The sequence below is a fragment of the Bacillus sp. NP247 genome, assembly GCF_018966865.1.
Lineage (GTDB): Bacteria > Bacillota > Bacilli > Bacillales > Bacillaceae_G > Bacillus_A.
This window is the reverse complement of sequence record NZ_CP076653.1, coordinates 3,517,785-3,533,772: the sequence shown is the minus strand read 5'-3', so window position 1 is coordinate 3,533,772 and position 15,988 is coordinate 3,517,785. Positions and strand designations below refer to the sequence as shown.

The 15,988-nt window shown below is 36.8% G+C and carries 12 protein-coding genes and 1 riboswitch; of the genes, 6 read left to right on the top strand and 6 right to left on the bottom strand.

The window, feature by feature from the left end:
• Window positions 1-453: 453 nt before the first annotated feature.
• Entirely contained in the window at window positions 454-657 is a 204-nt protein-coding gene (sasP, locus tag KPL75_RS18480) for a small acid-soluble spore protein, SasP family (RefSeq protein WP_000013349.1), read from the top strand.
• 51 nt (window positions 658-708) lie between these two features.
• Here sasP and KPL75_RS18475 read toward each other — a convergent pair whose 3' ends face one another.
• From KPL75_RS18475 to KPL75_RS18455, 5 genes are all read right to left on the bottom strand, one after another.
• Window positions 709-1,443, bottom strand: a complete 735-nt coding sequence (locus KPL75_RS18475; RefSeq protein ID WP_219917269.1) for an amino acid ABC transporter ATP-binding protein — start codon at window positions 1,441-1,443, stop codon at window positions 709-711.
• Window positions 1,444-1,471: 28 nt separating this feature from the next.
• Complete coding sequence (locus tag KPL75_RS18470; RefSeq protein WP_219917268.1) at window positions 1,472-2,170, bottom strand: amino acid ABC transporter permease; 699 nt, start codon at window positions 2,168-2,170, stop codon at window positions 1,472-1,474.
• The gene (locus tag KPL75_RS18465; RefSeq protein ID WP_000732862.1) at window positions 2,157-2,954 is read right to left on the bottom strand and encodes an amino acid ABC transporter substrate-binding protein; all 798 of its coding nucleotides are present in this window, start codon (window positions 2,952-2,954) and stop codon (window positions 2,157-2,159) included. The genes KPL75_RS18470 and KPL75_RS18465 overlap by 14 nt, the downstream gene beginning before the upstream one ends.
• Window positions 2,955-3,274: 320 nt before the next feature.
• A complete protein-coding gene (locus KPL75_RS18460) occupies window positions 3,275-5,275 on the bottom strand; it encodes an ABC transporter ATP-binding protein (protein ID WP_219917267.1) in 2,001 nt (666 codons plus the stop codon).
• Window positions 5,272-7,032, bottom strand: coding sequence for an ABC transporter ATP-binding protein (locus KPL75_RS18455; RefSeq protein ID WP_219917266.1), 1,761 nt, complete (start codon window positions 7,030-7,032; stop codon window positions 5,272-5,274). The genes KPL75_RS18460 and KPL75_RS18455 overlap by 4 nt, the downstream gene beginning before the upstream one ends.
• 645 nt (window positions 7,033-7,677) lie before the next feature.
• Here KPL75_RS18455 and gapN point away from each other — a divergent pair.
• The 4 genes from gapN (at window position 7,678) to KPL75_RS18435 (ending at window position 12,814) form a co-directional block, all read left to right on the top strand.
• Complete coding sequence (gene gapN, locus KPL75_RS18450; protein WP_002150320.1) at window positions 7,678-9,117, top strand: NADP-dependent glyceraldehyde-3-phosphate dehydrogenase; 1,440 nt, start codon at window positions 7,678-7,680, stop codon at window positions 9,115-9,117.
• A 179-nt stretch (window positions 9,118-9,296) separates the two neighbouring features.
• Window positions 9,297-9,478, top strand: a riboswitch (Lysine riboswitch).
• Between the two features lie 146 nt (window positions 9,479-9,624).
• Window positions 9,625-11,049, top strand: coding sequence for an amino acid permease (locus KPL75_RS18445; protein ID WP_219917265.1), 1,425 nt, complete (start codon window positions 9,625-9,627; stop codon window positions 11,047-11,049).
• Window positions 11,050-11,109: 60 nt separating this feature from the next.
• A complete protein-coding gene (locus KPL75_RS18440; protein ID WP_219917264.1) occupies window positions 11,110-12,309 on the top strand; it encodes an ABC transporter permease in 1,200 nt (399 codons plus the stop codon).
• Window positions 12,310-12,610: 301 nt separating this feature from the next.
• Window positions 12,611-12,814: a hypothetical protein gene (locus KPL75_RS18435; protein WP_219917263.1), complete on the top strand. Its 204-nt coding sequence runs from the start codon at window positions 12,611-12,613 to the stop codon at window positions 12,812-12,814.
• A 51-nt stretch (window positions 12,815-12,865) separates the two neighbouring features.
• On the opposite strand, the gene KPL75_RS18430 is transcribed toward KPL75_RS18435, so the two are convergent.
• A complete protein-coding gene (locus KPL75_RS18430; protein ID WP_219917262.1) occupies window positions 12,866-14,128 on the bottom strand; it encodes an MDR family MFS transporter in 1,263 nt (420 codons plus the stop codon).
• A gap of 106 nt (window positions 14,129-14,234) precedes the next feature.
• Here KPL75_RS18430 and KPL75_RS18425 point away from each other — a divergent pair, with 106 nt between their 5' ends.
• The gene (locus KPL75_RS18425; protein ID WP_219917261.1) at window positions 14,235-15,974 is read left to right on the top strand and encodes an SgrR family transcriptional regulator; all 1,740 of its coding nucleotides are present in this window, start codon (window positions 14,235-14,237) and stop codon (window positions 15,972-15,974) included.
• Window positions 15,975-15,988 lie beyond the last annotated feature (14 nt).

The window sequence follows — 15,988 nt, the reverse complement described above, 5'->3', positions numbered from 1 at the left end:
TTTTATCCCGCTATTTGCGGGCAGTAAGACTTCCATCTCAAAATTCGGCAGGATCAAAGAAGTTAGGTGGGAGCCGGGCTACCCGTAAACGCCCGATTGGTGAGGGCTAATAATCAGTGAGGGATGAACAAAACCCCCACTCCACTGATTAAAGTTTCACTTTATTTTACTAAGCTGTAAGCACAAAAAATTAACGCATATGATTTCGCTCTTAGTTTAGCCTTCTTTCTTAAAAATACAACGATTACTCTTATTTCATAATTTACGAAATCACTACGTTTTTTTGACAAAATTTACAAATTATTATTTTGTATATCTTTCTAGGTAACATCCATACTATGAGTACAAACTTAATTACCGATGGATTAGCGCCAAACGGGGCGATAATATCTGGTTCAAATCCAGCTAGTCCAACCAAAAAAACTTTTATAACTCTAAGGAGGATATATTCCTATGGCAAACCAAAGTTCTTACAATCAATTAGTAGTACCAGGTGCAACAGCAGCAATCGATCAAATGAAGTACGAAATCGCTCAAGAATTTGGTGTACAATTAGGAGCAGATTCTACGGCTCGCGCTAACGGTTCTGTTGGTGGAGAAATTACAAAACGTTTAGTTGCAATGGCTGAGCAAAGTCTTGGCGGATTCCAAAAATAAATATATATGGCAAAAAGGTCTCAGGGCATATGCCCTGAGACCTTCCTTAATTTATTGCAACATTTGTAAAAACTTCTTCGTTCGTTCTTCTTTTGGGTTTGTAAATACAGCTTCCGGTGTACCTTGTTCGACAACGACACCGCCATCCATGAAAATAACACGGTTCGCAATTTGATGAGCAAAGCGCATTTCATGCGTTACAATGACCATCGTCATTCCTTCTTTAGCAAGTTCTTTCATAACCTTTAAAACTTCTTGAACTAGTTCAGGATCAAGAGCTGACGTTGGCTCATCAAATAGTAATACTTCCGGCTCCATCGCAAGCGCACGAGCGATCCCGACGCGCTGTTGTTGTCCGCCTGATAATTGGAACGGATATAAATCCACTTTATCCGCAAGACCAACTTTTTCAAGGAAGTAGTTCGCTTTTTTCTTCGCTTCTTCTTTCCCCATCTTTTTCACTGTAACGAGCCCTTCCATTACATTGTGAATTGCTGTTAAATGCGGGAATAGATTATGGTGCTGGAATACCATACCTGTTTGCGTACGAAGATTTACAATATCTTTCTTCGATACTTTTTTAGAGAAATCAAGCTCTTTATTACCGATGCGAATACTACCAGCGTTCGGCGTTTCTAGTACATTGAGGCAACGCAAGAATGTCGTCTTACCAGATCCAGATGGCCCGATAATAACAACAACTTCGCCCTTCTCAACTGATAAATCTATATGTTTTAGTACGGTATTATCTCCGAAACTTTTTTGTAAATGTTGAATTGAAATCATAAAAACAAAAACTCCTTTTATGAAAGGGTTATTTTAGAGTATAACGTTCTGAACGTTTTTCTAATATTTGTTGCACGATAGATAATAAGAAGCAAATTACCCAATAAATTAGACCTGCTTCGAAATAAACAATTAAAAACTCATAGTTCATTGCCGCAATTTCCTGCGCTTTTCGGAACATTTCTGTCACTAAAATTAACGACGCTAATGAAGTATCCTTCACTAAACTAATAAATGTATTCGAAAGCGGCGGGATTGATACACGCGTTGCTTGCGGTAAAATAACACGTTTTAATGCTTGCGGATATGTCATCCCAATTGTGTAAGCTGCTTCCCACTGTCCTTTCGGAATAGAAAGAATAGAAGCACGAATAATTTCAGATGCATACGCACCAACATTTAATGAAAAACCAACAATTGCTGCTGTATATGGCTCAACCTCAATATTAAGAGTTGGAAGGCCATAGAAAATAATAAATAAATGTACAAGAAGTGGCGTTCCGCGAATGATAGATACATAGATACGAGCAATCCATTGTAAAATACGACTACCTGAAATACGCGCGAGCGCTGTTAGCGTCGCAAGTATAATACCGATAATAAATGTAATAAGCGTTAACGGAATTGTCGTAAAGACAGCTTCCTTCAGCATAGGCGCGAAGGAAGTCTGCATAATATCCATCCAAGTAGACAATCGATCTGACATCAATGCGCTACTTAGATACATTTTCACCGAACCATTTTTTCGTTATTTTATCGTACGTACCATCTTTTTTCATATCTTCTAACGCTTTATTTACTTCTTGTACAAGTTTGTCGCTACCTTTACGGAATAAGAATCCACTTTGTGACGCTTCTTTTTCTGTATCTACAATTTTAATTTTTGCATCTTTTTTCGTTTCTAAATAGTTTAACACTGATAATTTATCATTGATTGTGAAATCAACGCGGCCAGAACTTAATAATTCTGCTGCTTGGCTAAATCCTTCTACACCTGTGATTTCCGCACCATTTTTCTTAGCAATATCTGCGTAGTTACTTGTTAAAGATTGTGCTGCTTTTAATCCTTTTACGTCAGCAAATGTAGCAGGTTTATCTTTATCTTTCGCAATAACTAATGCTGCTGAAGAAGAAATATATGGACTAGAGAAGTCATATTTCTTTTGGCGATCTTCACGAATACCAACTTCGTTCGCAACCATGTCGAAACGTTTTGCATCTATTCCTGCAAGTAAGCTATCCCATTGCGTTTCTTTAAATACAGGTTTTACACCTAAACGTTTTGCAACTTCTTCTGCTAATTCAACGTCAAACCCCGTTAATTTATCGTTTGTATCGTGGAACGTAAATGGTGGATATGTACCTTCTGTACCAATTACAAGCTCACCGCTTTGTTTTATCTTCTGTAACGCATCTTGACTAGCTGTATCTTTTTTCTCTTCTTTGCCACAGCCCGCTACAATCCCAATCGCTAATGTAGTTACTGCAAGCACTGAAAATAATTTTTTCATGATAGTAGTCCTCCAAGTATTCTGATAGGAATTTAAAAACTATATTGATTGTATGCAATTTCGAACAATTTTTCAATGAAAATGTTCTTATTTAGTTTAACCTTTTTCTTCATAATCAAACAAAATGGAAAAATAACGCTACATACAAAAAATAAGTAACATTTTTAAATATAGCATTTATAAAGAAAAAGGTAAAACAATACTTCTTATTATATTACCTTGTCGTGGTTTGTCGAAGAGTCGATATCCTTTGTCGAATCGCTGATATATTTGCCAATCAAAAAAGAACTTGCGGTTTCCGCAAGTTCTCTCTATACATATTAAGCACTCTGGTTTCCTTCCATTTGCGTTTTGTACATATCGTAATAACGCCCGCGCTTTTTCATTAATTCATCATGGGAACCTTTTTCCAAAATCGTTCCTCTATCAAGCACAATAATTTGATCAGCACTTTTAATTGTTGAAAGACGATGAGCGATAATAAACGTCGTTCGTCCTTTTTTCACAACTTCTAGCGCTTGTTGAATCATCGCTTCTGTTTCTGTATCAATACTGGAAGTCGCTTCATCTAGAATTAAAATCGCCGGATCAAAAGCAAGTGCCCTAGCAAACGATATAAGCTGACGTTCTCCGGTTGAAAGTGTACTTCCTTTCTCCGTAATTTTTTCATCTATGTTGTTTGCAAACCGTTCAGCACCAACATCACGTAACGCCTTTACGATGCGATCCTTTGAAATCCCTTCATTTTCTAAGCTTACATTGGATGCCACTGTCCCGCTAAATAAAAACGGATCTTGCAATACAATTCCCATATGTTCACGTGTTGCTTGTTTCGGCATCTTTGTTACATCGTGACCATCAATCGTAAGCTTCCCTTTTTGAAATTCATAAAATTGAAAGAGCACATTCATAATTGAACTTTTTCCCGATCCAGTATGGCCGACAAGTGCCACTGTCTCCCCTTGTTTCGCTTCAAAAGAAATATTTTTTAACACTTCGTCTTTTCCATTGTAAGAAAACGAAACATTATCGAATTTCACATTTCCGGTTAAGCGAGGCATACGTTCTTCTTCTACTGCCTCTCCCTTTTCCTCTAGCAATTCAAAGACACGCTCTGATGCAACACGCGATTGCTCTAAGTTAGCAAGTTGGTTCACCATGTTCGTAATTGGTGAGAATAACCTCGTTAAATAATCGACGAAAGCATAAAGTATCCCAAGTGAAACGATGCCCGAAGCGCTTAATGAAGCACCACCGAAATACCAAATTACACCTGTAAAAGCGATGTTTCTTAATACGGACACTAAATTATGCGAAGTTGCTGCATTTAAATTTAAAATTTTATTTTGATATTTAAAATAATCGCCATTGAGTTCTTCAAATTCCTTCTTCGTTTCACGCTCTTGACGAAATGCTTGAATAATTGGCATCCCTTGAATCGATTCATTCACTGTTCCGTTAATATCCGATAAACGCGAACGCATTTTATGATTGTATACAGACGCATACTTTCTATACATAATCGCCCAAACAATTAAAATTGGGATGATAAGTAAACATAGCGCCGCCAGTTTTACATCAAGTAAAAATAGCGCAGCGAAAATCCCGATAATATAGATGATACTAGAGACGAATGTCGCAAGCACTGTTACATATAAATCACGAATCGCTTCTGTATCGTTCGTTACACGCGATACAATTTTCCCTGCTGGTAAATGATCGAAATAACGAATTGGCAACGTTTGTATATGAGAAAAAGCATCCTCTCTCATAATTTGAATAATTTTGTTTGCTGCCTTCTGTAAGAAGAACTGCTTTCCGTATGCAAATAATGATACGACTACTAATAAAGCGAAATATCCGCCACCAAGTAGTAATAGTCGGTTTATTTCTGGTTTATAAAACGCAAATACTTCTTCTTTCGTTAAGGCTTTCACTTTATACACTTGCACTGCCTTACCACTTTGTACTGTAAGCATATCACCCTTAACAGAACGCGTTCCTTCAAGCGTTATTTTATTCGGTACAAAATAGTACTGAAAACCAACTTGAATCACTCGGACCTCTTTCCCTTTTTGCTCACCTTCCTCAAAGCGATCACTTCGCTTATAAAAGGCTCCATTATATGAAACAGCATCCTCACTCTTCTCTGTTTCATACCAAGGTCTCTCTATTCCAACGATATGCTCATCAATCATCGTTTTTGCGACGAAAGGACCCGCGAGTTCTGCAATGACGAAAACAAATAGCATCGCCATCGCTGCAAAGATTGGCCCCTTCACTTTCATCGCATATTGAAACAATCGTTTTGAAACACTCATATTTTCACCCCACTATCCGCACTTTCACTTTCACCTTGTTGTCTGCCGAACTGCTCAGCATACCAGCCCCCATTTCGAACGAGCGCTTCATGCGAACCTTCTTCAATAACTTCACCGTTATCCATAACGAGAATCCAATCAGCATGCTGCACCGCTGATAAACGATGCGTCGTTATAATCGTCGTCTTCCCGCTTCTTTCTGTTCGTATATTTTCAATAATTGCTGCTTCTGTGCGAGCATCAACAGCTGATAAAGAATCGTCCAAAATTAAAATTTCTGGATTTTGAATAACAGCCCTCGCAATAGAAATCCTTTGCTTTTGCCCACCGGATAAAGAAACACCTTTCTCTCCAACAAGCGTTTCTAAACCTTCTGGTAAAAACTCTAAATCCTTTTTAAACGCAGCTATTTCAATCGCTTTTTCAAGTTCTTCTTCAGTCGCTTCTCTATTTCCAAATAAAATATTTTCCTTCGCTGTTTTTGAAAACAAAATGTGCTCCTGAGGTACATACCCGATCCAGCCAAGTACGTTATCATTCGTAATTTTATCTAGCTTCACATCAGAAACCGCAATATCCCCTTCCCCAAGTGGATATTGACGAAGAAGCTGACGAACGAGCGTCGTTTTCCCGCTTCCTGTTTTCCCAACAACTCCAAGTGTGTCTCCTTGTTTTAATGAGAACGAAACATTTTTTAAATTTGTTTCAATTGATGAAGGATATGAAAAAGTAACGTTATCAAACTGAATGTAATCTGGCTCTTGTACAACCTTTGGATTTTTTGGATTCTTTACATCTGGTTCATAAGCTAACGTTTCATTTACACGATCGAGCGAAGCATTTCCTCTTTGCATAACATTAATCAATTCACCAATTGCAAACATCGGCCAAATCATCATCCCTAAATAAACGTTAAAAGAAACGAGCTCACCAAGTGTCACTTTTGATTGGAATACGAGATATGCACCGTACACTAAACCAATTAAATAACTAAGACCGACGAGCATTTTCACAGTTGGCTGGAATAATGCATCGATTCTTGCTACTCTCATATTTTTCTCGTATACGTCATCTCCTAAATGATGAAACCTTTCTTGATCAGCGTTCTCCTGTACGTACGCACGAATAACGCGTACACCCGCAATTGATTCAAGCACTTTATCGTTCATATCTCCGAACGCATCTTGTGCGACTGTAAATCGTTCATGTAATTTCTTTCCGTATCTATTCATCGCATATGCCATAATCGGAAGCGGTATAAGCGCAGCAAGTGTTAGTTGCCAACTAATTGAAAAGCCCATCATACAAACGATTGTAAGCATATATAGACTAGAATCAACGAGCGTTAATATACCAAAACCTGCTGTCATGGAGATTGCTTTTAAATCATTTGTCGCTCTCGCCATTAAATCGCCAGTACGATTTTTTTGATAAAACGTCGGTGTCATCTTAAGTAAATGCCCCATAAATTTTGAACGCATCGTTTTCTCAAGTACGAACGCACCGCCAAATAGTTGGTGCTGCCAAATGAAAGTAAGCACATACCCACCAATCGTTACCCCAAGTAAAATAAAAATATATTGCATAATCGCCTCGTTCGTTAAGGCTCCTGTTTTAATGTTATCAATTGTAATTCCTAATACTTTCGGAGGAATTACCTCTATCACGTTTACAATTAAAAGTACCCCAATTGCGATACTATACCTTTTCCAATGCTCCCTAAAAAACCATCTTAACTTTAGTAATACTGAAAACAATGTAACCTCTCCCTTCTCGTTCTCGTTTGATGAAGGCTTCTTTATCCACTATCTAGAGTCATCTCATTTACATTTCGAAAACCATAACATTTCATCACATTTTTCCACCTTCCAAATTCTGATTTTTATAGTAACCATACAAAGTATGGAAACAAGCAAATTAGACAAAAAAAAGCATACCGCCGCTTGACGATATGCAAAGGAATGCATAAAAGCGTACGTTACGATATACGCAACGTACGCTTCTCATAAGACAAAAAAGTCCTATATATCCGCACGGGTTGCGTAATAATATGAATGTTTTCCGCCGTTTAATACAGCTAAGCCCATTACATTTACGATTACAATCATTACGCACACCCCCTTCATTTATTTTCCATTTATAATCTTACAACTTTATTGAGTATTCTGTCAATTATTTTTTTCGTTATAGATTAAAATAATTTTTTATCACAAAAAATGAAGAATGGTTCATAACACGATAAATAAGTTTGAAATGAGGGAATCTTCTGCAAGAAAGGGCATACAAAATAAAAAAAGAATAAGAAATCGTTTTCACAAACATTTCATTTGAAAAATGTTATCAAACCCCCTACAATCACCTTATACTCACTCTTACAAGTTGCTATTTTAGGAGGACTAATCATGACAACTAGCAATACGTACAAATTTTATTTAAACGGAGAATGGAGAGAAAGCTCTTCAGGTCAAACAATTGAAATTCCATCTCCATACTTACACGAAGTAATTGGTCAAGTACAAGCAATTACTCGCGGAGAAGTAGATGAAGCAATTGCATCTGCAAAAGAAGCTCAAAAATCATGGGCTGAAGCTTCTCTACAAGATCGCGCAAAATATTTATATAAATGGGCTGATGAGCTCGTAAATATGCAAGATGAAATTGCCGATATCATTATGAAAGAAGTCGGTAAAGGATATAAAGATGCGAAAAAAGAAGTTGTTCGTACAGCTGACTTCATTCGTTACACGATTGAAGAAGCTCTTCATATGCACGGAGAAAGCATGATGGGCGATAGCTTCCCTGGCGGAACGAAATCTAAACTTGCGATCATTCAACGCGCACCACTTGGTGTTGTGTTAGCAATCGCACCATTTAACTACCCAGTAAACTTATCTGCTGCAAAACTTGCACCAGCATTAATGATGGGTAACGCTGTTATCTTTAAACCAGCAACTCAAGGTGCAATTAGTGGTGTTAAAATGGTTGAAGCACTTCATAAAGCTGGACTTCCAAAAGGTCTTGTAAACGTAGCTACTGGACGCGGTTCTGTAATTGGTGACTACTTAGTAGAACACGAAGGTATCAATATGGTATCGTTCACAGGTGGTACAAACACAGGTAAGCACTTAGCGAAAAAAGCTGCAATGATTCCACTTGTATTAGAACTTGGTGGTAAAGACCCTGGTATCGTTCGTGAAGATGCTGACTTACAAGATGCTGCAAATCATATCGTAAGCGGTGCATTCTCTTACTCTGGTCAACGTTGTACAGCTATTAAACGTGTACTTGTACACGAAAACGTAGCGGACGAGCTTGTTAGCTTATTAAAAGAACAAGTAGCTACATTATCAGTTGGATCTCCAGAACAAGACAGCACAATCGTTCCATTAATCGACGATAAATCTGCTGACTTCGTTCAAGGTTTAGTTGATGATGCTGTAGAAAAAGGTGCAACAATCGTTATCGGTAACAAACGTGAGCGTAACTTAATTTATCCAACATTAATCGACCACGTAACAGAAGAAATGAAAGTTGCTTGGGAAGAGCCATTCGGCCCAATCCTTCCAATCATCCGTGTTTCTTCTGATGAACAAGCAATTGAAATTGCTAACAAATCAGAGTTCGGTCTGCAAGCAAGTGTCTTCACAAAAGACATTAACAAAGCATTTGCAATTGCTAACAAAATCGAAACTGGTTCTGTTCAAATTAACGGACGCACAGAGCGCGGCCCTGACCACTTCCCATTCATCGGTGTAAAAGGTTCAGGTATGGGCGCACAAGGTATTCGTAAGAGCCTTGAGTCTATGACACGTGAAAAAGTAACTGTATTAAACTTCGTTTAATCTTATATTCAGCAGCTGATCTAATATTTAGGTCAGCTGCTTTTTATTTCAAAACCTTATTCATTCTCAATAACAAACTCTTCCCTATAATCTGATTATTACTATATCCATTGACGTATAAAAATACATTTGTTACTCTTAAACATGTTAATTTAATACATAAATCCTCATTCGTATCTCGATGAGGTAGAGGTTGCAATCATTAAGAGTATCATTTCAGGAGATGTAGTGGCATTGATGAATGAATGAGAAAGGAATGGTTGCCGAAGTAAGACGTGCCCACCATGCGCGCTTGCTGGGTCTGCATTTAATAAGTGCAGAACTGTCACAAACGTTTCGTTTGTGGAGAGCTATCGAGAGGTATGTCGTGGGTTTCTTATAAGATAGAAAGCATGTAGCGGCAAATTACGTGCTTTTTTTGTTTTGTTTGGACCTTCTCTTCCTTATCAGGAAGACATACATATCTCCTCGCTTGACTTGGTTATACTAACTTTGGAGGTATTTTCTATGCAACAAAAAAAATGGGGCTTTTGGGTACTAACAGCTTTCGTTGTCGGTAACATGGTTGGCGCTGGTATTTTCATGGTACCAAGTACGTTGGCACAAACAGCTAGCCCTCTCGGTGTCACTTTAGCTTGGTTAACAACAGGGTTTGGTGTTTTAATGCTAGCTCTTGTTTTCGGTAATTTAGCAATTCGTCGTCCTGATTTAACAACAGGGCCACAAAGTCATGCATATGCTTTATTCTCATCACCAAAAAAGAAAAAAATGGCTGGTTTCAGCATGGTGTGGGGATATTGGGTTGCAAACTGGGCAAGTAACGTTGCCATTATCACATCTTTCGCAGGATATTTATCACTCTTCTTCCCGATTATGAAAGATACACGACTACTATTTTCAATTGGCTCTTTCAATATAGAAGTCGGAAAACTAATTACATTTACTATTTGTTCCATCTTACTATGGGGAACACATTTAATTTTAACAAACGGTGTAAGCGGAGCCGGAAAACTAAACTTCTTAGCAACAACAACGAAAGTAACTGGATTCCTTCTATTCATCGTCGTTACTTTATTTGCATTCGAAGCTTCAAAGTTTGGACAATGGTACACACCGATGATTGATAAAGAAGGCGTATCACACGGTCTTCTATCACAAGTAAACTTAGCTGCTCTAACAACGCTTTGGGCATTTATAGGGATTGAATCAGCCGTTCTTTTGTCAAACAGAGCTACCTCTCCCAAAACAGTAAAACGTGCAACAGTTGCTGGTTTACTAATTACAGTTGCAATTTACTTAGGAATTACAATTTTAACAATGGGTGTACTTCACGTTGATAAATTACAAGCATCTGAACGTCCATTAGCAGATGCATTAAACGCTGCGATGGGTCATGGCGGCGGGAAACTTATGGCATTACTTGCTCTTACTTCCCTATTCGGTTCCATCTTAGGCTGGATTTTATTAAGCTCAGAAGTACCTTATCAAGCAGCAAAAGAAGGTTTCTTCCCTTCCTTCTTTACAAAAACAAATAAAAAAGGAAGCCCTATTTACTCACTACGATTAACAAACATTATGTCGCAAGTGTTCTTATTCTCAACATTATCAGGAACAATCGCGGAAGCTTATACATTCGTTATTACCGTATCAACTTTAGCCTATCTCATTCCATATCTCGTTTCACCAATCTTCCAGTTAAAACTAGTCGCAACTGGTGAAACATATAAAAATGAAATGCGGGCAAGAATTACGGATGGCGTAGTCGCAGTTATCGCAATTTGCTATGCACTATGGGTTATTAAAACCGGCGCATCCGATATAAAAACATTCCTTCTTGGAATTGGTTTATTCGTAATTGGCTTTGCCTTCTATCCATTAATGAATCGTGATCAGAAAAAAAATAAAGAAAAGAAAAACGAGCAAGTTGCATAACGCAATTTGCTCGTTTTTTCTTTTGTAAAACATATATAATAGAACAAAGAGGTGAAAAACATGTCAATTGAATCGCTATGGAGCAGTCGCTTCCAACAACATATTCAAAATATCATTACATACTTTGCACGTATGATTAACGGTTTACTATATAGCTTTATCTTTATTTCATGCGTTGGTGCATATTATTATGCTCAGTTTCTGAAAACATCTCCTTCTAAAGGAATATCTTTAGTACTCATTACAATCGTACTTACAACGATTATATCGAGATGCCCAATGCGTACATTTATTCAAAAACCTGATGCTGTCTATTTACTAGCACTAGAAGAGAAATTAACTTCTTATTTTAAAAAATCTCTTCTATATAATTACATCATTCAGCTTTTCCCATTATTATTTACGTTCCTTATTCTCGTACCGCTTGCACTGCAATCATTACAATTAACTGTACCTTTCTTATGTACAATCTTTACCGTTTTAATGATTACGAAAGCTTGGAATATTTACATGCATTGGATGTGGCGTGATAGTTATGAAAAAAACATATGGCTGATCATTCGTATCGCTTGTAACGCCCTAATCATTTACATGCTGTTTTATACAGCAAATGTGATCGTATTAGGCGGCGTACTCTTACTTCTTGCTTTTCTACTTCTATATACGAAAAAACAACCCACAAAACGAATACCGTGGGATTACATAATCGAGCAAGAAGAAAAAATGGATGTTCGCTTTTATCAATTTGCCAGCATCTTTACTGATATTCCGCAACTTAATAAGCAAGTAAACAAAAGAAAATGGCTTACCAATTGGATTGAACCTTTATTACATAAAAAACGAGCAACTTTCTTCTATTTACATACACTAGCGTTTTTACGTGGGAATGATTATTTCGGTATATATATTCGCTTAGGAGTAATCGGTGCCTTCGCCTTATATTTTATACCAAACATATACGCAAAAGGTGCTATCGCTTACATCGTCCTATATATGATTTCTATGCAACTCCGTTCCCTGTGGAAATATTTTTCGGGAAATATTATCGTAGCATTATATCCAATTGATACTGAAAAACGAATGAATCAATTTCTTCGCTTAATCTTTATATTGCTAAGCATTCAACTCATTGTATTTTCAAGTGTTATACTCATTGCCACAGGACAATTACTACATGCTTTGATTATTATGGTAATCGGTGTACTTTGGATAAGGTTTATTATTGTACCAAAAACGAAGAAACGCATTTCTTCATTTTAACGAAAAAGAGGCTGCACATAACAGCCTCTTTTCTCGTCCTAAAATTTCTAATCACTTTTCGTAGGCATTTCTCATATAGTGAAAATGACTATACAATTCCTATCCATACGTTAAATAATGATTTCGCACATATAAAGTGAAACTTTAATCAGTGGGGGTTTTACCCATTCCCCACTGATTATTAGCCCACACCAATCGGGCAATTATCTCCCACCTAACTTCCTCGCATTCGCCGAATTTTGAGGTGGGAGTCTTACTGCCCGCAAATAGCGGGGTAAATAAAAAAGATAGGAGCTCTATTATGAACAACAATCCGCCTTCAACGCCCCAAAACAACTCAGAAGAAAATAGCCGTGACATTAAATTGCAAACATTACGAGTCATCGGACTCATCGTCCTCATTAGTGGTTATATCCTCGTCGCTCTCTCAGAAGTAGGTGAGCTGAAAAACTTATTAACAAATCCAAATGCCAATCCTGATTTAGCTGAAGTTGATCCATTTTAAAAATGATATAAAAAGCGATCCTCAGTATAACTGGTTCGCTTTTTATATAGTTTACCCAATCTGAGAAACATTCCTTTCATCCTGATACTTCTCTTTCCCTATCGCCTTCATAAATAATAAAATACTGCTCATACCAACAATAAAGTACAGAGCACTCATGCCCCAAGATGCAATTAATGAACCTAACATAACTCCTAATGCCCCGTTCATTTTTGCAAATTGAAAGACCATTCCGTTAATCGCCATATAAGAACCTCTTGCCTCATCCGACACCATATCTGCCATAATGGATTGACGAACTGGCACATACATTATCTCTCCTACCGTTTGGAAAAGCCCTGCAATTAATAAAATCCATAAGCTATTGCTCGTTCCGAGTATTGTAAATCCAATTGTATAAATGAATAACCCTACATATAAGATTTTTAAATCGTTGAAGCTTTTCAGCACTTTAATAAGAAGCGCTGAACATAAAACAATTAAAATTGTATTCTCTGCTGAAATCCAGCTCAGCATTCGAATCCCCGTTAAATCAAACGTAAAACCATTACCAAAGAAAAAGTGCACCGTTTCAAATTCCTTCTGCAAACGTATTCCTAAATAATTATTAATTTGAAATTCTAACGATAATGTACATATACTCGCTGCACAAAAAATTAAAAACGCCCGGTCTTTCATAACAACTTTATAACTATCCGCCATATCTCTTAATACATTTTTCTTCTCTTCTGTTTTCCGAGCCACATACACTTCTTCCATATATACAGCCATCACATATAAAGTAATGATCGCAACAACCGTTAATACGATAAACAATTGTAATCTATAGTTTTCAAAAAGTAGCCCACCAAATATCGCTCCAATTGCAATGGATAAGTTAATAGCCCAGTAGTTAATGCTGTACATGATTTTTCGATTTTCAGGTGTACTCACATCTATTAACATCGCCTCGGTCGCTGGATTCATAAGCCCAGACCCTAAGCTGTTCACTAGCATAAATACAAATGTTAGCCACGGTGAATCTACATAATCTGAGTTCGCAATTCCCATACAAGCAATAGAAACAACTTGTATACTTTGACCGATAATCATTACTTTTTTACGCCCAAGTCGATCGCCAATATATCCACCATATAAACCAATTATTAATGAAGCTATTACATTAATTAATAGTAAAGCACCCGCAATCGCACTACCTAACTTTATTGAAAAATAAATCGCCATAAATGGAAAAATCATCGTGGACACAGTACGTGTTAAAAACGAAGTTATAATTCTAATTTTTATATTTCGATGCATACTCCAAAACCCCATCGTTTCCCCCTCCTTATGCTTATTCATTTTACTTTGAAAAAAAGGAAGAAAAAGGTTAGAATATTCTAAAGAGTTTCCCCTTTTATAAAGAAGGAAGTGTACACGTATGAAGATTATGGACTATTACATTAGACTGAGATTACATGCACAAGACCAACAACATATACGAAATAGCTTACAAGAATTAGCTGATGTTTTATATTGCAGTACGAAAAACGTGAAGATTTTATTAAAGAAAATGAGTGAGGAACAATTCATTAAGTGGACACCAGGGCGTGGTCGCGGAAATAAAACAGAAATTCTATTTATACATAGTTTAGTAGAAGCGATTGAATTCTATACAGATGAACTGTTAATCCAAGAAAAATTAAAAGATGTCTTTCTTCTTTTAAAAGAGCCCCTTCCTCTTGCACTTCAAAAAAAGATAGAAAATAAACTCCATCATCATTTTGGCTATGAACCTTCAAATGATATGTACGATATATTAAAAATCCCCATATCACGAAAAGTAATGCCGCTAGATCCGGCTTTTGCGGCTGTCACAACAGAGAGCCATCTTACTAGTCAAATTTTTGATACATTAGTCGTTTATAACGATGTTACCGAAAAAATGGAACCACACATTGCTCATACGTGGGAATTAAGTGAAGACCAGCTTACATGGACGTTCTATTTACGAAAAGATATACATTTTCATAATGAAACGGTTTTACCTTCTACAGATGTGCAATTTTCATTTGAAAGATTAAAGCAAATTCAATCTCCTTTCGAATGGTTAACAGAAGAAATTGTTCAAATTGAAACACCGTCACCACTACAAATACGATTCCATTTAGCAAAACCGAATTTATTTTTCTTACATTATGTAAGTTCCATGCAACTCGCAATTTTACCGCATGATGCGAGTATCCAAAATTATCATTATATAGGTACTGGGCCTTTCAAACTTACTCATTACTCTGAAGATAATATCGTGCTTGAAGCTTTTACCCATTATTTTAAAGAACGTGCGTTACTAGACCGCATTGAGTTTTGGCGTATTCCAGATCATGTGCAAATTGATGCTGATTATGAACTACCAAATGAAAAGGAAAACGAAAGACACAATATACAAATAGAAGAAATAGGTTGTATTTACGCTAGCTTCAACTTTACAAAACCTGGTCCACATCACGATATTTACTTTCGTAAAGCTTGGAGAGAAATATATGACGTTGAAACGATCCTCCGTGATTTAGAAGGAAATCGAACAATCACAGCATCAAGCTTCTTTCCTGAAAGAAGCCGCCAAGCTCCTAATAGGTCCTACTCTTTAGAAAAAGCGAAAGAGTATTTGAAAAAGAGCACCTATAATGGCGAAACGATACATATTTACTTCTTCGCATTTAAAGATAGTGCAAACGACGCAAACTTCCTAAAAGAATGTTGTGATAGTTTAGGTATACAAGTAGAACTCCATCCATTTCTCGTTTCAGATTATATGGATCGTTCTATCGATAAACACGCTGATATTATTTTCATGGGAGAAGTTTTTGCTACCGAGCATGAAATTGCATTTTTAAATGTATTTAAAAATAAAAGTTGTTTTATAAGTCGATTCATGGATCCGCACTATGAAAAACAAATTAATTGCTTACTAGATATATTCCTATTAGAAGAAAGTAAAGAAAAGCGCTATGAACTCATGTATGAGATTGAAGAGTTTTTACAAACTGAATACATTATTTTATTTAACTATCACGTTTTAAAAAGAAAAACATATCCTTCTGCTTTAAAAAACGTAACAATTGATTCATTCGGTTGGGCGAATTTTGCGAAGTTATGGATACAGCCATCCCTGCGTTAAAATGCAAAGTTTTT

Coding starts and splice junctions, on each gene's coding strand:
- gapN (WP_002150320.1), top strand. CDS start 7,678: ATGACAACTAGCAATACGTACAAATTTTATTTAAACGGAGAATGGAGA.
- sasP (WP_000013349.1), top strand. CDS start 454: ATGGCAAACCAAAGTTCTTACAATCAATTAGTAGTACCAGGTGCAACA.
- KPL75_RS18465 (WP_000732862.1), bottom strand. CDS start 2,954: ATGAAAAAATTATTTTCAGTGCTTGCAGTAACTACATTAGCGATTGGG.
- KPL75_RS18470 (WP_219917268.1), bottom strand. CDS start 2,170: ATGTATCTAAGTAGCGCATTGATGTCAGATCGATTGTCTACTTGGATG.
- KPL75_RS18425 (WP_219917261.1), top strand. CDS start 14,235: ATGAAGATTATGGACTATTACATTAGACTGAGATTACATGCACAAGAC.
- KPL75_RS18440 (WP_219917264.1), top strand. CDS start 11,110: ATGTCAATTGAATCGCTATGGAGCAGTCGCTTCCAACAACATATTCAA.
- KPL75_RS18435 (WP_219917263.1), top strand. CDS start 12,611: ATGAACAACAATCCGCCTTCAACGCCCCAAAACAACTCAGAAGAAAAT.
- KPL75_RS18460 (WP_219917267.1), bottom strand. CDS start 5,275: ATGAGTGTTTCAAAACGATTGTTTCAATATGCGATGAAAGTGAAGGGG.
- KPL75_RS18445 (WP_219917265.1), top strand. CDS start 9,625: ATGCAACAAAAAAAATGGGGCTTTTGGGTACTAACAGCTTTCGTTGTC.
- KPL75_RS18430 (WP_219917262.1), bottom strand. CDS start 14,128: ATGGGGTTTTGGAGTATGCATCGAAATATAAAAATTAGAATTATAACT.
- KPL75_RS18475 (WP_219917269.1), bottom strand. CDS start 1,443: ATGATTTCAATTCAACATTTACAAAAAAGTTTCGGAGATAATACCGTA.